Below are 880 nucleotides of genomic sequence, written 5' to 3' on the forward strand. Positions count from 1 at the left end.
ACCACGTGAAGCGGATAGTTCAGTAAAACCACTCGCCTCTGCCTAGGCCTCGCGGAGCCTCCCTGCTCAGAGAATTAGAGCAGGGAAAATAAATATGTCCCCTTTATGCTGCCCGAGGCCAGTATTTGAAAAAGCAAACGATGTATATTTTAAAAACTACGACTTCAAACCCTTCAAGTGTTTGAATGGACCTTCCTCTAAGTCAAACCCCATATCCAGGGCTAATTGTACAGCCTCGCGATATTCCTCATCCGTGATAGATACATCATATTCACAAATATGGTCACACAGAACTTCAAAAGCCAGACTTTCCTCATTGTATCCAACATAGTCTAGTGCTCCTTGAAGCAGCGTAGACTCTAGCCGCCCCTGGAATCTCTCCCCAAATTTGACAATACGATCAGCGTACATAAAAGACCTATTTAATGGGCTTATAAGGTGGGATAGGTGCGTTGTCGGGGAAGGCTGTGATCACCTTTCCTGTAGCGGGCTGATAAACAACGCGCATACGAACTCCATCACGAACCTCATAAGCAACCCATTTAGCGGGGTCACCCTTGCTTGTATAAACCCCACCAGTTCCTGTTTGGGCATACCATTTGGTACTAGGGGACGTCGCAATATCACCAACCTCGTGAACTATCTTATCTGCCGACCAGTTTTGAGGGAAAACTGTCTTCCCTGCCTGCCCCGGCCACAAATGGCCACCACTCCCAGGTTTGTCGCCATACAAAATATGCTGTTTAGCTTCGTGGGAAAGAATATCGACATAACCTTTACCTCCCCCACCCAGCCGACCCAAATCCCCCACTGCCCCAAGCTGCGAACTCATACTACCGGAAACAGGTGACTCCGCAATCGCGTTGACCAGGTTCTTGGC

The 880-nt window shown here is 48.4% G+C and carries 2 protein-coding genes; both read right to left on the reverse strand.

The features are described from left to right. Positions 1-156 precede the first annotated feature (156 nt). Complete coding sequence (locus tag ACTJJX_RS35005) at positions 157-411, reverse strand: MafI family immunity protein (RefSeq protein WP_046602502.1); 255 nt, start codon at positions 409-411, stop codon at positions 157-159. Positions 412-418: 7 nt separating this feature from the next. Continuing rightward, on the reverse strand, positions 419-880 hold a 462-nt coding region (locus tag ACTJJX_RS35010), incomplete at its 5' end, for an EndoU domain-containing protein (RefSeq protein ID WP_283795769.1).

This window comes from Pseudomonas sp. 22490, from assembly GCF_052044465.1.
GTDB lineage: Bacteria > Pseudomonadota > Gammaproteobacteria > Pseudomonadales > Pseudomonadaceae > Pseudomonas > Pseudomonas aeruginosa.